Genomic DNA, 15,972 nt, shown 5'->3' with positions numbered 1-15,972 from the left:
ATGAAGAAAATTATATTCCTTTGTTTTGCCGCCCTCGTGTTTCAGTCGTGTGCTGATATGCTGGAGGAAAAAAATAGAACCAAAGCGGTGCCGAGTTATTTCGATACGGCACCCGGTTTTGAAGATGCTGTGAAGGGAACGTACTCGTATATGCGTTCTTTTTATGCCACGGAAAGAGGCATGAGCCTGTCGGTGTTTGGCACCGACGAGTACACCAACGGATCCGATGGAAGTTTCAAATTTGTGAACCAATACACGTCGCAATTCGACTCGCGCACGACGATCCTTTCGGAGTTGTGGACCGATTTTTATCGCGGCATCAATACGGCCAACACGGCCGTCGACCGATCGGAAAACATTGTGGGGCTCGATGCCACGCTGAAAACACAACGCGTAGCCGAAGTGAAATTCCTGCGGGCACAATTCTATTTCATCCTCGTGCAATTGTTTGGCCCGCTTCCCCTGACGCTGCACGAGACCACCGCGGCCAGCACCGAAGCGCACCGCGCCAGTGTGACGGATATTTATACCGCCATTGTCGAGGACCTGGAATTCGCCGTAGCCAACTTGCCCGCCACCCAACCCAACTGGGGACGTGCCACCAAGCCCGCCGCACAACACCTACTGGCCCGCGTGCACCTGACCCGCGCCACCATGGACCCCTCGGCCACGCCACCGGATGAATACCAGAAAGCCGCAGATCTTTCGAACGAAGTGCTCACCAAATACTCGTTCAAGTTGCTGACGGATTATGCGAAAGTGTTCGAACAGGGCTCGGGGGAGATCAACGACGAGGTGATCTGGTCAGTACAATACACCAGCGACCCGCTGACAAACGGAGGCGGCAACAACGCCCACGTGTTTTTCCTGATGGAGTATGACGTACAACCCGGCATGATGCGCGACATCGCCAATGGCCGCCCCTTCAAACGCTTCAAACCCACCAACTACACGCTGGGCTTGTATGATCGCAGCAAAGACAGCCGCTACGACAAGAACTTCAAGCAGGTATATTATTGCAACAAACCTGGTACCTACACCATCAACGGCAAGTCCGTCACGCTGGCTACCGGCGACACCACCATGTGGCTCCCCGGCGTGGAGCTGGCCGCCGACGTGATCGCACAGAAAAACTTCCAGGTGATCACCCCCTCGAAGTACACCGAGAAGCTGTTCCCCGCGCTGCGCAAATACCTCGACCCGCTGCGCCCTGATGTGACCACCTTTGAAGGGTCGCGCGACTTCCTGGCCTTCCGCCTGGCCGAGACCTACCTGATCCGCGCCGAAGCGCTGCTGCAACTGGGCCAGCCCGGCGCCGCCGACATGATCAACAAAGTGAGACGCCGCGCCGCCGTCCCCGGAAAAGAAGCCGACATGGAAATCACCGACGGCGACGTCACCCTGGATTTCATCCTCGACGAACGCTCCCGCGAGTTGTTGGGCGAACAACACCGTTGGTTTGACCTGGTGCGCACCAAGAAGCTCGTAGAACGCGTGAAGCTCTACAACACGCAGGCGAAAGACAACATCAAAGACACCAACGTCCTTCGCCCGATCCCCCAAGATCAAATCGATCGCACGACAAACTCCGACGGTTCTGCATTCCTGCAAAACCCCGGCTATTAGAAGAAGATTAGATAACCCCCCCGTTAAACCAAATAGGCTGCCCCTCCAGGCAGCCTATTTATTTTTCAATCGGAGAAACGAAGCAACTTCTTTAAATTGATTTAATTTGAGATGATATCGACGAGCGTTTACGTTGACCAGGAAAGAGAACAAGTTTTAAGCTATCTACCGATGAACCACGAACAAGAATGGGACTTTTATTTCAGTAACGTTGACGGCAAACCGGGTTCCTTTTACCTGGACATGGGGCTTAAAGATGTGGCCCCCGTCAATAGCATGCCGCATTTCTTTTGTGTGTCGTTGAAAATGAATGACCCGAGAGAAGACGGGCTTTCATCCGACCGGGAATATGATACGTTGATTGAAATTGAAAATCACCTGGAGGATGGCATCAAAGACAAGCGCGACATCGTCTATGCCGGGCGGTTGACGTTCAACGGCATGCGTGAGTTTTACTTCTACACCGCCGACCCCCTGCTGGTCGAGAAAACGATCTCGGAATCATTGGTAAGATTTCCGAACTATGCCTGCGACTTTGAAGTAAAGGACGACAAGGAGTGGCTTTATTATTTAGATTTCATGTACCCTGACCCCAGACAGGTACAGAGCATCCTCAATAGACGTGTAATTGACAGTCTGGAAAAGAACGGTGACAAGCTCACGAAGCCGAGGGAAGTAAACCATTGGATTTACTTTCGGTCGATCGAGGCAAGAGAAAAGTTCATCGAACAAGTAAAGGAGAAGGGTTTCAATATCGACGGAGTCGAAACCCTGAACGATAGAGAATTTAAATACCAACTGCGAATTTCACGTGTTGATGGCGTTCGGCATAGGGACGTGAACCAGTACGTACTCTATCTCTGGGAGCTTGCCGGCGAACTGGACGGTGAATACGATGGGTGGGAAACTTCGATTGAAGCAGAGTAAGTCTCTAACGTCACGTTTATCGCAATCAAAATTCTAAAACAGGAGTCGATCCGCAAAGCGCATGCCGCGCCAGGTAGCAGCGCTCTTATTCACCTCCGTGATTAAAGAACCAACCTCGCCCCCGAAGACTCCCGCACCACCAATCGACTCTTAATGATGCGACTCTCCGGCTTCAAATCCGGATGCCGCATCTGGTTGATGAGTATTTCCGCCGCTGCCGCCCCCATATCATGCGCCGGATGATCGATGCTGCTCAAAGGAGGCTCTACAAACCGGCACATATCCTCATTGTTAAACCCAAGAAACGCCACATCCTCCGGGATCTTCAATCCATTCTTTTTCATAATGTGCATCATCTCGATGGCCGCATAATCATTGATGGCAAACACAGCATCGGGTCGCTGCGGCAGTTGCATGAGATAGCGTGTATATTCTTCCACTTTGCCGCTGCCATAATGCGAGTGAATAATATAAGATTCCTTGACCGGCAGGTTGTGTTTTTTCAATGCATCGAGATAGCCGAGGAGTCGGTTGCGGCTGTTGAATAAATGCTGGGGGCCGGCCACGAAGGCGATGCGCCGGTAGCCGCGGGTGATGAGGTGCTCGGTGCCTTCGAAAGCGATCTCGTAGTTGTCGGTATACACCTGCGAGGCGTGCACGTCTTCGCAGATGCGGTCGAAGAACACAATGGGGATGCCGCGTTCGAAGATGGGCTTGAAGTGGTCGGTGCGGTCGGTCTCGCTCGAGATGGAAACAATGAGCCCGTCCACCCGGCTGGAGACGAGCGAGTGCAGGTTGTTCTTTTCAGAAATATAGGACTCGTTCGATTGGCAGATCATGACGTTGACCCCCGCCATGTCGGATACTTTCTGAATGCCCCCCACCGCCCGCGCAAAGAAGCGGTTCACCGTTTCGGGGACGATGACGCCGATGGTGTTGGTCTTTTGCTGTTTGAGGTTTATGGCCAGCGCGTTGGGCTCGTAGTGAAGATCGTTGGCCAGGGCCATGATCTTTTGCTTGGTCTCCGGGTGGATGTCGGACCGGCCGCTGAGGGCGCGCGATACGGTGGATTTTGAAATGCCCAGCATGCGGGCGATGTCTTTGATGGTGACCGTCTTTTTGTCCATGGAAAACTAGGGATGAAGCCTTAACAAATATAGAATTTTTCGAGACCGTTCCCGGGAACGGTCTCGAAAAAATATCTATAAAAAATCAGTCCGAAGCCTCTTGATTCATAGAAAAAATGCCAAAATTGGTGGTATCAAACGATTCCGCTATGATTCAACCTTTACCCCCCGCTAGTCTGGTCGCTTTGAAATCCCACGGGAAGCACACCGAATTCCCGGGAATTTCTATAGTTGCCAAAGACCAGGAAATGGAAATCTTGATGGACCGAATCGTGCAACACAACGATTACCCCGCTTTCCAACTCCTGTTCAAAAAGATGTATGCTCCGCTCTGCCAATTCTGTATGAAGTTTGTGAAAGCACGCGAAGTGGCCGAAGAGCTGGTGAGCGATGTGTTTTATAACATTTGGAAAAACCGGAGCCGCCTCATCATTGCCTCGCCCAAAGCGTATCTTTTTGCCTCGGTGCGCAACAGAGGCTATGACCACTTACGTAAAATCAGGAATACCACCTGGTGTGACCTGGAAGAAGCCACCAACGTACCCGCCGGCATGGCCGACAGCCAGGATATGTTGGTATATGAAGAGCTGAACACCACCCTGGAGCAATCCATGGCAAGGCTCCCCAAGCAATGCCGCCTTATTTTTGCCCTCAGCCGGGAGGAAGGGTTGAAGTACAGGGAAATTGCCGCGCTCCTCAACCTCAGCGTGAAAACGGTGGAAACACAGATGGGACGGGCGTTGAAACACTTGCGCAGCGCCTTGCCGCCCCTGTAAAAATCATATCACCCCCCATTGTAATTCAGGGTAAGCTCTCGCAAATTCGTCTTTTCATTGGAGTAGTATCACCATGGAAGGACTCACCACGAGAGATTGGTCTTTGATCGCCCGCTGCCTGAAGGAAGAGGCCAGTGAAAGCGATTTGGAAGAACTTCGTCACCTGGTGAAACGATATCCCGAATTGAAAACCGAAATGAAGAAAATGAAGCCCGACCTGCATCGTCGGACCCCCTCCGGAGAACCGTTCGATGCCGACAGGGCCCTGGAAAAATTAACCGATCGTTTCCGGAATGAGAATTTGCTATGAAGCCCTGGCAGCTTTTCCGGAAATTTAGCCAACAGTGTAACACCCGCGTTTGTGAGCAGTATACTTGTATACCTTTACAGGGAAAGGACCCCCGACAAACGTCTTATATCTGATATCTGAACAAAACATATGACAGGACTTTTTGATTTGAAAGGAAAAACCGCGGTCGTCACAGGTGGCACCGGTGTGTTAGGCGCCGCCATGGCCAAAGGACTTGCCGACGCAGGCACCCGCACCGTGGTGCTCGGCCGCCGCAAACAAGCCGGCGACGACGTAGTGAAAGCCATCCGCGACAAAGGACACGAAGCCATCTTCGTGGAAGCCGACGTGCTGAACGCCGACCAACTGCGCGCGGCAAAAGAAACCATCCTTTCCACCTATGGCACCATCGACATCCTGGTGAACTCGGCCGGCGGAAATATGGCCGGCGCCGTGATCGCACCCGACCAGACATTCTTCGATCTGAAAATGGAAGCCTTCCAACAGGTCGTGGCCCTGAACCTGGACGGCACCGTGCTGCCCACCCAGATCTTTGCCGACGTGATGGCCAAGCGCAAACAAGGCGTCATCATCAACATTGCCTCCATGGCATCCCTGAAACCCATTACGCGGGTGGTGGGCTACTCTGCTGCCAAGGCGGCGGTCGATAACTTTACACACTGGCTGGCCATCGAAATGGCCAAGAAATTTGGGGAAGGCATCCGGGTGAATGCCATTGCCCCTGGCTTTTTTCTGACCGAACAAAACCGGAACCTGCTCACCAACCCCGACGGCTCCTATACTGCCCGGGGCGAGGCTGCCATAAAGCAAACACCGTTTGCGCGCTTTGGCCAACCCGAAGAGCTTGTCGGCACACTCATCTGGCTGTGTTCCGATGCGTCCAAATTCGTGACCGGCGTAACGGTGGCGGTAGACGGCGGCTTCAGTGTTTTCTGTGGCGTATAATTTTTTTTAACGTCCTAAACGTAGCAATCCATTGAAAGCAGGAACCCATACGCGCTCCCTCGAACAGACCTGGCGATGGTTTGGCCCGAACGACCCCGTGAGCCTCAGCGACATCCGCCAAGCGGGCGCCACCGGCATCGTGACGGCCCTCCACCACATTCCCAACGGAGAAGCGTGGCCCATTGAAGAAATTTATAAGCGCAAGCTGGAGATCGAAGCGGCAGGCCTGGTGTGGTCGGTCGTGGAAAGCGTCCCCGTGCACGAGGATATCAAGAAACAGAAAGCCGGCTACCAGCGCTTTGTCGAATGCTACAAGCAAAGCATCCGCAACCTGGCCACCTGCAACGTGCGCACCGTGTGCTATAACTTTATGCCCGTGCTGGACTGGACCCGCACCGACCTCGGCTATGAATTACCCGACGGCTCCAAAGCCCTTCGCTTTGACGCCACGGCCTTTGCCGCGTTCGATATGTTTGTATTGAAGCGCGCCGGGGCGCAAGAGGGCTACACCACAGACAAAATAAAAAAGGCCGAGGCATACATGGAGAGCGCCTGGCAAACCGAATTGGTGGCGCTTCAAAAAAATATACTCGCCGGTTTGCCCGGCGCCGAAGAAGGCTACACGCTCGATGAATTCCAGGCAGCCCTCGATGAATATGCTACCATCGACGATGCGGTGCTGCGCAAACATTTATATGAATTCATTGCCGCCGTCGCGCCCGTGGCAGAGCAGCAAAATGTGAAGCTGGCCATCCACCCCGATGATCCGCCGTTCCCGATCTTCGGGTTGCCGCGCGTGGTGAGCACCGAGAAAGATGCGCGCCAATTGTTGGACGCCTATCAATCGCCCAACAACGGTCTTTGTTTTTGTACGGGCTCCTTTGGAGTTAGGCCGGACAATGATCTGCCGGGCATGGTGCAACGGTTGGGCGACCGGATCAACTTTGTGCACCTGCGCAACACCACCCGCGACGCCGAAGGCAATTTCTATGAGGCCAATCACCTGGAGGGCGACGCCGACATGTATGCCGTGATGAAAGCACTCGTGCACCTGCAAAGCCAGCGCGAAACGCCCATCCCATTCCGACCCGATCACGGCCACCAGATGCTCGACGATCTGAAGAAAAAAACAAACCCCGGCTATTCCGCCATCGGGCGCTTGCGCGGTCTGGCCGAACTGCGGGGACTGGAGGCGGGAATTCAACGCATGCTGAACGAAAGACCATGATAAAGACCTCGAAGACTTTTTTAGGAGATGATTTTCTGCTGGGAACCGACGCCGCGCGGCACCTCTATGAACAGTATGCTGCCACCCAGCCCATCATCGACTACCACAATCACCTTTCGCCCAAGGACATCGCCGAAAACCGGCGCTTCAGCAACCTGACGGAGATCTGGCTGGAAGGCGATCACTATAAATGGCGGGGCATGCGCGCCAACGGCATCGCCGAACGCTACTGCACCGGCAATGCCTCGCCGCAGGAGAAATTTGTGAAGTGGGCCGAAACTGTTCCCTACACCCTGCGCAACCCGCTCTTTCATTGGACACACCTGGAATTGAAGAACTACTTTGGCATCACCACCCTGTTGGATGCTTCTTCGGCCCTGGAGATCTATGAGACCTGCAACGCCCAACTGCAACAAGAGGATTTCTCCGTGCAGGGACTGCTGGCGAAGATGAACGTGGAGGTGTTGTGCACCACTGATGACCCCATCGACACGTTGGAGTATCACCGGAAATTTGCCGCGCAGCAATCCAGCCTCCGCATGTTCCCAACCTTCCGGCCCGACAAATCGTTTGCCGTGGAGAATGTCCCAACCTATCTCAGCTATATTGAACAACTGGGAGCCGCCGCCGGGACAACGATCCGTTCGTTCGATGAATTGTTGCAAGCCCTGCAAAACCGCCTGGAGTTTTTCCACCAACACGGATGCCGTGTTTCCGATCACGGCCTGGACCAACTTTTCTTTGACGAACACGCAGAGCGTGAAGCACCGGGACTTTTCAAAAAATTACAACAGGGAAAAACTTTGGAAGCCCGGGAGCGCATTCAGTTTAAAAGCGCCGTGTTGTTAAACCTGGGCCGTCTCTATCACAAAAAGGGATGGGTGCAACAATTCCACCTGGGCGCTATGCGCAACAATAACACACGCCTGCTGCGCGAACTGGGACCGGACACCGGCTTTGACTCTATGGGCGAATACCCACAAGGCCACATGATGAGTCGCTTTTTCGACGGTCTCGACAACACCAATCAGTTGGCCAAGACCATCGTCTACAACCTCAACCCCGCCGACAACGAACTCTTTGCCACGATGGTCGGCAACTTCAACGACGGAACCGTCGCCGGCAAGATGCAATACGGCTCGGGCTGGTGGTTCCTCGATCAGAAGGATGGCATGGAACGTCAGATGAACACGCTCTCGAACATGGGACTGCTGTCGCGCTTCGTGGGCATGGTGACCGACTCAAGAAGTTTCCTCTCGTTCCCCCGCCATGAATATTTCCGACGCATCCTGTGTAATCTCGTGGGCAATGATATGGAGAAAGGCGAGTTGCCGGACGACTATCAGCTTGTTGGACGCATGGTGAAGGATATCAGCTATAGCAACGCGAAGACGTATTTTGGTTTCTGATCTTTGGTCAGACATCCTTGTCGGGCATCTTTGCCTCGACCGCGTTTTTCGGTTCTTGTGTTTTATTTTTCTGGATATTCTCCAGGTTTTTCACCAGGAAAAATAAGATCATCAGGATCATCAGCACCACGACGATCACCACATAGATCAGCGCCCGAAGCGTTCGCTGCCAGCGTTGGTTGCGTTCGTGGCGTGCCATAAGCTTCGCATAGTTCCGGTACCGTGCCAGGTTTCCGGAACTTGGTTTTTGCCGCCGAAGTCTTATCTCATTCCTTCCCATCGTACTTGATCCGTAAGTTAAAATTCTGACGTAATCTATCCAACGCACGGTAGGCGCGCATTTTGGCGCCACTCTCGGTGATGTCGAGGATGAAGGCGATCTCTTTGAAATCCTTGTCCTCAAAAAAACGCAGCTGCAACACTTCCAGCATTTCGATGGGCAGGTTGCCCAGGTATTCCAACAGCCGCATCACGATCTCCTCATCCCAGTCCTCATTCACTTGCTCGATGAGTTCGCGCACCCGCACCTCTTCAATACTGAATACCTTGTCGTGTTTGCGTTTGCGATAGTATTTGTTCACTTCATTGCTGGCGATCTTATAGAGCCAGGCCGAGAAGGGCACACCCCTGAACTGGTAGCGGTCCAGGTTCTTTAATACACTGAGAAAGGTTTGTGAAGTCAGGTCGGCCGTAACGTCTTCGTCGTCCATCTGCCGGTAGATAAAATGGAAGATGCGGTCGAAATATTTCTCATAGAGTTCGCCGAAGGCTTTCGGATTTTTCTTGGCCCTCTCCAGGATCGCATATTCTTGCCGTATCTCCGCGTCTGTCATGCGTTACAATTGTGTTAATAATGCAAAGCTTTTGGGAAAGTCACAAGGAAACCGGCATGAATTGTAGGGCAGGGATTTTTTTTAAAACTGGGTTGGCGCTTCGATGAGGGTGGGGGTTGTGTAAATGCTTGGTGGTCATTGGGGTTTGTTGTGTGCCGGTGGCCATAGGGGAGGGATGGCAAGGATTAAGAGATTTGTTGGCGGAACGCCAACAAATGGGTGTGGGGATTAAAAATGTTGGCGGGGACACCGAAAGGTGGTGGCGCGGCGCGATGTTTTGTTGGTGGGGAACCAGCACAGGCCAATGCCCCCCGCCGTTGTTGGTGTTCTTCACCAACAACATTGGATGGCGAGCATCATGGAGTGTACTGCACGACCCAATGGAGGTCCATGTATTTGTTGCTGAATTACAACGGCACGAGTCCGAATGGGTTGTTGGTGAAGAACACCAACAACGGCGATGGGGATGCCGTTATGTGCTCTTCACCAACATGAATTTCATGACTATTCGTTTCGCAAGGTATCCGCCGGATTAATAAGCGCGGCCTTGATCGCCTGGAATGCCGCGGTGCCATAGGCGATGAGCAGACACATTGCCGCCGAGGTGACGATGGGCCAGATGCCGATGTCTGTCTTGTAGGCAAAGTCGTTCAGCCATTGGCTCATCACCCAATAGGCTAACGGAATCCCCACGACGATCGCGAGCAACACCAGTCGTGTGAAATCTCTTGTGATCAGCAACACGATGCTGGAGGCGGTGGCGCCCAACACTTTGCGGATGCCAATCTCTTTTGTCTTCTGTGCGGCGGAGAATGAGACCAGTCCGAGCAATCCCAGGCAGGCGATCACTACGGTGAGGCCGGCGAAGGTGGTGCTGAGCGTGCGCATGCGTTGTTCGTTTTGATAGAGGGCGGCATAGTCCTGGTCGAGGAAGGTGTATTCGAAGGGGCGGTGTGGGGTGAGGGTTTGGCAGACCTTTTTCATTTGTGCGAGGGCGGCGGGGGTGTCGGTGCCTTTCAGCTTGGCGAAGATGTAGCTGTATTGGTTTTCTTCGGTGAACAACACCAGGGGTGAGATCTTTTGGTGGAGCGGTGCGAAGTGAAAATCCTTTGCCACACCGATGATCTCACCATTGCGTCCGTTCAGGCCCACTTTAGTGCCTACGGCCTTCTCCATATCGAGGGAGAGTTCGTGCAGGGTGGATTCGTTGACGATGAAGGTGTAGCTGTTGCCCGTGGTGTCGGCTTTTGTTTTTTGCATGTCGGCCTCGGTGAAGTTGCGGCCGGCGATCAGGGTGACGCCGAGCGTGGGGATAAATTCGTCGTCGATGGCCATGGCCGTGACGATCATGCCTTGCGCGTTGGTGCTGCCTTGTTGCAGGTTGATGGAGTAGCCGCCCTTGATAGCGATGGGCGATTCCGTAGCGCGCGCTACCGACGCCACGACGCCGCTTCGAAGCAACTCGGACTTCAGGGCGGGGAATACTTTTTCGGTCTGGTGATCGAGCGGGAGGATGACGGTATTTTCTTTTTGATAACCCAGCTTTTTCGCTTGCAGATAGTCCAGTTGGCGGATCACCACCATGGTGCCCACGATGAGCATGATGGAAATGCAGAACTGGAACACCACCAGGCTTTTTCGCAGCCACACGCCTTTGCCCGATGTTTTAAAATTTCCCTTGAGCACGCTCACCGGTTTAAACGATGTGATGGCCAACGCGGGATAAGCTCCCGCCACAAAAGCGATGACCAGTGCCATGACCACGGCCGCGCTCACAAACGGCGTGCTGTACAAAAGTTTAGCGGCGAATGATTTTCCGGTGATGGTTTCGAACGCCGGCAAAGCCAACCGTGAGAGGAGGAACGCCACTGCGAGGGCCAGCAGCGTGATGATGATGGATTCGCCGATGAACTGGGTGAACAGTTGCTTACGCATGGCCCCGATCACTTTGCGGATACCCACTTCCTTCGCGCGATCGGCCGCGCGCGCTGTGGCCAGGTTCACGTAGTTGATACAGGCGATGCTCAGCACAAGAAAGGCGATGACACCAAAAATATAGACATACTGAATGCTGCCCACGGGCTGATTTTCATTCATGTCAGAACGGAGATAAATATCGGTGAGCGGGAAGAAATTGTATTTCACATAGTCGCCGGGATTGGTGAGCTCGCTGGCGAGCGCCTTCTTGACCAGCTCGGAGGTTTTATCGGTAAGTGCCCGTACATTGGTGCCGGGCGCCAGTAGCACGAAGGTTTGATAGTTGGCGCTCCACCAGATCTGTTCTTTGGCTGCGGCCAGCGAAGCGAACGAGCCGACAAAATCGAATTGCAGCAAGGAGTTGCTCGGCACATCCTCCATCACACCGGTGACGATATATTCCTTGTCGTTATTGACCTGGAGCGTTTTTCCCATGGGATCTTCCTCACCAAAATATTTTTTTGCCGTCGTGCGGGTGAGCACAACGGAGTTGGGTTGGGTGAGCGCGGTGGTGGCGTTGCCGGCGATCAGCGGGAAGGAAAAGATCTTGAAGAAGGTGCTATCGGCATAAAAGAATTTTCCTTCCTGGAAAAGCGTCTCGCCGCGGCGGACGATGAAAGGATTCCAGGATGATGGATTGTATAGACGCACGCCGGCTTCCACTTCGGCAAAGTTTTTTTCCAGCGTAGGCAGCAGGGCCGTTGGCGAGACGGCGGTCTTGGCCGTTTGTCCCCCAAAACTGTATTCCAGCGATGACCGGTAGATGCGTGCAGCTTGTTGGTGAAACTTGTCGTAGCTCAGTTCGTGCACGATCCAGGTCACCAGCAGCAAGCAGGCAGCCAATCCCAGCCCCAGGCCGGCAATATTTATCATGGAATAAGAACGATGTTTTCGCAAACTTCGTAAACTGATGAGAAGGTAGTTTCGGAACATAAAGCTGGGATTTTAGGGAAATATGATGCTAAGACTTCAAAACCATGGACGAGGTTGCACCCTCCGGTCATTAAAGTACCGGAAAGGCCCCGAAAAATTATCCCGCCACACGGGGTATAACGGGGAAGGGGAGAAGCCCGTACTTTGCAAAGTGTTCCGTATGTCCAGGGTCTGCATCACCATAATTTTCTGCTGCCTTTCCGCCATTGCGCTCCGCGCCCAGGACGACACGTTTTATTCCACCCGCAACTACACCGCCATCGACGGCCTGCCCCAATCGCAGGTGATGGGCATTTTGGAAGACAAGAACGGCTACCTCTGGGTGGGCACCACGGGAGGTGGCCTGGCCCGCTATGATGGCCGTGAATTTAAAGTATACACCACGCTCGACGGCCTGCTGGCCAACCAGGTGGTAGGCCTCCGCTTCGATCGTCACGACAACCTCTGGATCTTGCACCCCCGCGGCGTGACCCGCTTCAATGGTCTTGAATTCAAACGCTTCCAGGCACCACAACAATTGCTCACCGACCGCCAGATGCGCCGCATCTATATGCTGGGCGACACTGTGTTCATGCTCAGCAACAGCGGCATGGCCAGCAAAATTTATCAAGACTCGGCTTACTATTGGGAAAAGCCACTCTACAGAGACTACCAGGTGTGGGGATCACACCGCGCGCCGTCGGGTGAGATTTGTTCGTTCACCAGCGATGGCCTGTTCATCATCCAATCGGGAAAGGAGCGGTACACGTTCGCGGCCGGCCAGGAAGTGGGCAAGATCTATAACCTCTTCAACTACAAACGCGATGTGCTGTTCCGTTCGGCCAATGGCATGTACAAGGTCAACATCAAGACCAGAAAAGTAGAAAAGCTGGACTGGGACATGCCCAACTTTGTGCTGCTCCACGACGACAAGAGCGACGTGTTCTGGACCGTGGGTGGCAGTAATCTGCTAAAGGAAACGATGCAGGGTACGGAGATCAAACGTGACACCGTGTTGAAAGACGTGAGCATCTACCAGGCGTTGGTGGACTCCGAAGGCAACACGTGGTTTGCATCCGATGGCCGGGGCCTCTACAAATACTACCGCCAGGATTTCAAGCGCTGCAGCTCCGACAACCTGCGTGGCGTCATGACGATCCTCAACGATCGGGATGGCGCCCGGTGGATCGGTACGATGGCCAAGGGCCTCTGGAAGATCCGCCATGGCAAAATACGATCCTATGTCGACCCGAAAGAACCCACGCGCAACACCATCACCACCGTGAAGGAGGCACCGGATGGCACGATCTGGGTAGGCTCCGCATCGGGCCTTGGCAAATACAACAAAGAGCGCGACGGCTTTCAGTGGTACTCCCGCGAAGACGGCCTGCCCGGCTGGGCCGTGACCTCGCTCGCATTTGATGGCCGCGGCGTGTACGTGGGCACCGGCAACGGCCTCAGCTATTTCGATGGCAAGACCTTTACCAACTACTCCACGAAGGATGGCCTGTATACCAACGGCATCTGGACGATCCTTTATGACCGCAAGGCACAAACCCTCTTCATCGGCACCGAGATCGGGGTGAACACCTTGCAACACGGCAAGATCGGCAAGCTGCCGTTGCCCGAGATCGTGAACACGTCGGTACTGAGCATCAACAGCTACCGCGACTCGCTTTTGTTGTTGGGCACCGGAGGATCGGGGCTGATGGTGATCAAACCCTACAGCGACGTGCGCAAACTCATCACCACCCGCGACGGCCTCGCCTCTGACTTCATCTACTTTGCCGCCCCCGATGAAAAAGGCTACACCTGGATCGGCACCGAAAAAGGCATCAACCGCATCAAGCTCGACAAACGTTTTGATCTCGTAGAGAACCTGCACTTCGACTACGACAACGGCCTGACCGGGGTGGAGACCAATCAAAATGCATTCTATATCAGTCCCAAAGAAAAATACTTTGGCCTCGTGGATGGACTCTATGAATTTAACGATCACAGCACCGACCGGCCCCGCTCCTTCGACGTGCACCTCACCAACGTGGAGATCCTCTACGGCGAATACTCGCCGCGACAATACAGCGACAGCACATTCGGATTTTTCAAGATCCCCTACAACCCGTCGATGCCCCCCGACAAGAACCACCTCACCTTCACATTTAACCGGGTGGACAAGCATTACTCCAAGTCGGTAAAATTCAAATACATCCTGGAGAACTTCGACAAGACCTGGTCGCAACCCTCGGCCCAGGACATGGTAACGTATAGCAACCTGCCTCCCGGCGACTACACCTTCCGTGTGATGAGCACCAACAACGAAGGCAGTTGGGCCGACACCCGCATTGCCTACGCCTTCACCATCCGCACACCCTTCTACCGGACGGCCAGCTTTTTGCTGGGCATGTTCATCCTGGTGGGTGGCCTGGTGACCCTCATCCTTTACCTGCGCGTGAAACAACGCGTGAACCGGGTGATGATGCTGGAACGCATCCGCCAGAAAGAGCAAGACAACCTGCGCAAAGAGATTGCCCGCGACTTTCACGACGAAATGGGCAACCAACTCACGCGCATCATCAACTACGTGAGCCTGCTCAAACTCAACAGCACCAGCAATGGCAATGGCAACGGCTACGCCAATGGCCACGACCTTTATACGAAGGTGGAGGATTCTGCCAAATACCTGTACAACGGCACGCGCGATTTCATTTGGTCTATCGACCCCGTGAACGACGAGTTGTCCAAGCTCTTCATCCACATCCGCGATTTTGGCGAGAAGCTGTTCGAGGAAAAGGAGATCAACTTCAGGGCCTACAACGAAGTGCGCGAAAAAATAAAGCTGCCCTATGGTTTTAGCCGCGAGGCCAACCTCATCTTCAAGGAGGCGATGACCAATGCCTTTAAATACTCGGGTGCGTGCAACGTGGCCCTTTCCCTGAAGCGCGACGAAAGTACCGGCTTCGAGATCTGTTTTGAGGACGACGGCGTTGGATTTGCCACGGAGGACATCGAAAAATCCAACGGACTACAAAATATTCGCGATCGGGCCAGCAGGATCAATGCTGTTTTACGTATACAAAGTGCGAGGAACGAAGGAACGAAGATCATTCTCAATTTTAAACTCACTAAAACACTGAAATATGGGCTTGCCATTTAAAAAACGCGTGATGATCGTGGAAGACGATCAGGAAATCCGCAACAGCTTCACCCTGATCGTGAACAGCTCCCAGAAGTTTATGGTTGTGAACGCCTACGGCTCGGCCGAAGACGCCATCGCCAACCTGAACCGCGACAAACCCGAGATCGTGCTCATGGACATCGAACTTCCCGGTGTGAATGGGATCCACGGCACCAAAGTTATCAAAGATAAAAGCCCCCACACCGACATCATTATGGTCTCGGTCTATGAAGACAGTGAACTTGTCTTCGAGGCCCTCAAGGCCGGCGCCAGTGGCTACATCACGAAGAGCGCCAATTATATGGAACTGCTGAGCGCGCTCGACGAGATCGTGAAAGGCGGAGCCCCCATGAGCAGTCGTATCGCCCGTATGGTCATAGACAACTTCCACGTGAACCCCAATTCCCCTCTAACAAAACGCGAAACGGAGATCCTCCAGTTGATCTCCGAAGGTAAGACGTACACGCAAATCTCCGAAGAGCTGTTCATCAGCAAGGAGACCGCGAAAACCCACATCAAAAACATCTACTCCAAGCTGCAGGTAAACAGCAAATCCGAAGCGATCGCGAAAGCGAACCTGGAGAAGTTAATTTAGACGAGGTTTATTTTTGCCGCCCGGTATCCAACCCCGTTCCAAGGGGGTCGCCCCGACGCCAGTCGGGGCGGGGGGTAAACGCTCGCCCGCTTCATCGTGGGCCATTTAGGCTTGTTGCTGCTTTCGTCTCTG

The 15,972-nt window shown here is 53.7% G+C and carries 13 protein-coding genes; 9 read left to right on the top strand and 4 right to left on the bottom strand.

All coding sequences use genetic code 11. From position 1 onward, the window contains the following. Complete coding sequence (locus tag BUB30_RS06265) at positions 1-1,626, top strand: RagB/SusD family nutrient uptake outer membrane protein (protein ID WP_073132020.1); 1,626 nt, start codon at positions 1-3, stop codon at positions 1,624-1,626. Positions 1,627-1,797: 171 nt separating this feature from the next. Beyond that, the gene (locus BUB30_RS06260) at positions 1,798-2,553 is read left to right on the top strand and encodes a DUF695 domain-containing protein (protein WP_073132018.1); all 756 of its coding nucleotides are present in this window, start codon (positions 1,798-1,800) and stop codon (positions 2,551-2,553) included. 101 nt (positions 2,554-2,654) lie between these two features. On the opposite strand, the gene BUB30_RS06255 is transcribed toward BUB30_RS06260, so the two are convergent. Further along, a complete protein-coding gene (locus tag BUB30_RS06255; protein ID WP_073132017.1) occupies positions 2,655-3,680 on the bottom strand; it encodes a LacI family DNA-binding transcriptional regulator in 1,026 nt (341 codons plus the stop codon). 248 nt (positions 3,681-3,928) lie between these two features. On the opposite strand from BUB30_RS06255, the gene BUB30_RS06250 reads away from it, so the two are divergent. From BUB30_RS06250 to uxaC, 5 genes are all read left to right on the top strand, one after another. Beyond that, on the top strand, positions 3,929-4,456 hold the full coding sequence (locus tag BUB30_RS06250; protein WP_178377035.1) for an RNA polymerase sigma-70 factor: 528 nt from the start codon (positions 3,929-3,931) through the stop codon (positions 4,454-4,456). A 73-nt stretch (positions 4,457-4,529) separates the two neighbouring features. After that, positions 4,530-4,766: a hypothetical protein gene (locus BUB30_RS06245; RefSeq protein WP_073132014.1), complete on the top strand. Its 237-nt coding sequence runs from the start codon at positions 4,530-4,532 to the stop codon at positions 4,764-4,766. 129 nt (positions 4,767-4,895) lie between these two features. Continuing rightward, complete coding sequence (locus tag BUB30_RS06240) at positions 4,896-5,711, top strand: SDR family oxidoreductase (RefSeq protein ID WP_073132012.1); 816 nt, start codon at positions 4,896-4,898, stop codon at positions 5,709-5,711. 31 nt (positions 5,712-5,742) lie between these two features. After that, positions 5,743-6,939, top strand: a complete 1,197-nt coding sequence (gene uxuA, locus BUB30_RS06235; protein ID WP_073132010.1) for a mannonate dehydratase — start codon at positions 5,743-5,745, stop codon at positions 6,937-6,939. Continuing rightward, complete coding sequence (uxaC, locus tag BUB30_RS06230) at positions 6,936-8,348, top strand: glucuronate isomerase (RefSeq protein WP_073132008.1); 1,413 nt, start codon at positions 6,936-6,938, stop codon at positions 8,346-8,348. Before uxuA ends, uxaC begins: the two co-directional genes overlap by 4 nt. A 7-nt stretch (positions 8,349-8,355) precedes the next feature. On the opposite strand, the gene BUB30_RS06225 is transcribed toward uxaC, so the two are convergent. From BUB30_RS06225 to BUB30_RS06215, 3 genes are all read right to left on the bottom strand, one after another. After that, the gene (locus BUB30_RS06225) at positions 8,356-8,547 is read right to left on the bottom strand and encodes a hypothetical protein (RefSeq protein ID WP_143164787.1); all 192 of its coding nucleotides are present in this window, start codon (positions 8,545-8,547) and stop codon (positions 8,356-8,358) included. Positions 8,548-8,614: 67 nt separating this feature from the next. Continuing rightward, the gene (locus BUB30_RS06220) at positions 8,615-9,181 is read right to left on the bottom strand and encodes an RNA polymerase sigma factor (RefSeq protein ID WP_073132005.1); all 567 of its coding nucleotides are present in this window, start codon (positions 9,179-9,181) and stop codon (positions 8,615-8,617) included. Positions 9,182-9,685: 504 nt separating this feature from the next. Beyond that, on the bottom strand, positions 9,686-12,031 hold the full coding sequence (locus BUB30_RS06215; protein ID WP_178377034.1) for an ABC transporter permease: 2,346 nt from the start codon (positions 12,029-12,031) through the stop codon (positions 9,686-9,688). A 220-nt stretch (positions 12,032-12,251) separates the two neighbouring features. Here BUB30_RS06215 and BUB30_RS06210 point away from each other — a divergent pair, with 220 nt between their 5' ends. Continuing rightward, complete coding sequence (locus BUB30_RS06210; protein ID WP_073132003.1) at positions 12,252-15,224, top strand: ligand-binding sensor domain-containing protein; 2,973 nt, start codon at positions 12,252-12,254, stop codon at positions 15,222-15,224. Continuing rightward, positions 15,208-15,840 (top strand): response regulator transcription factor, encoded by a 633-nt coding sequence (locus tag BUB30_RS06205; protein WP_073132002.1) that lies wholly within the window; start codon positions 15,208-15,210, stop codon positions 15,838-15,840. The genes BUB30_RS06210 and BUB30_RS06205 overlap by 17 nt, the downstream gene beginning before the upstream one ends. The last annotated feature ends 132 nt before the right edge of the window (positions 15,841-15,972 follow it).

Origin of the sequence: Chryseolinea serpens, from assembly GCF_900129725.1 — a bacterium.
GTDB lineage: Bacteria > Bacteroidota > Bacteroidia > Cytophagales > Cyclobacteriaceae > Chryseolinea > Chryseolinea serpens.
Note: the sequence above shows the minus strand (reverse complement) of the source record. Positions and strands in the feature narration are given on the sequence as shown.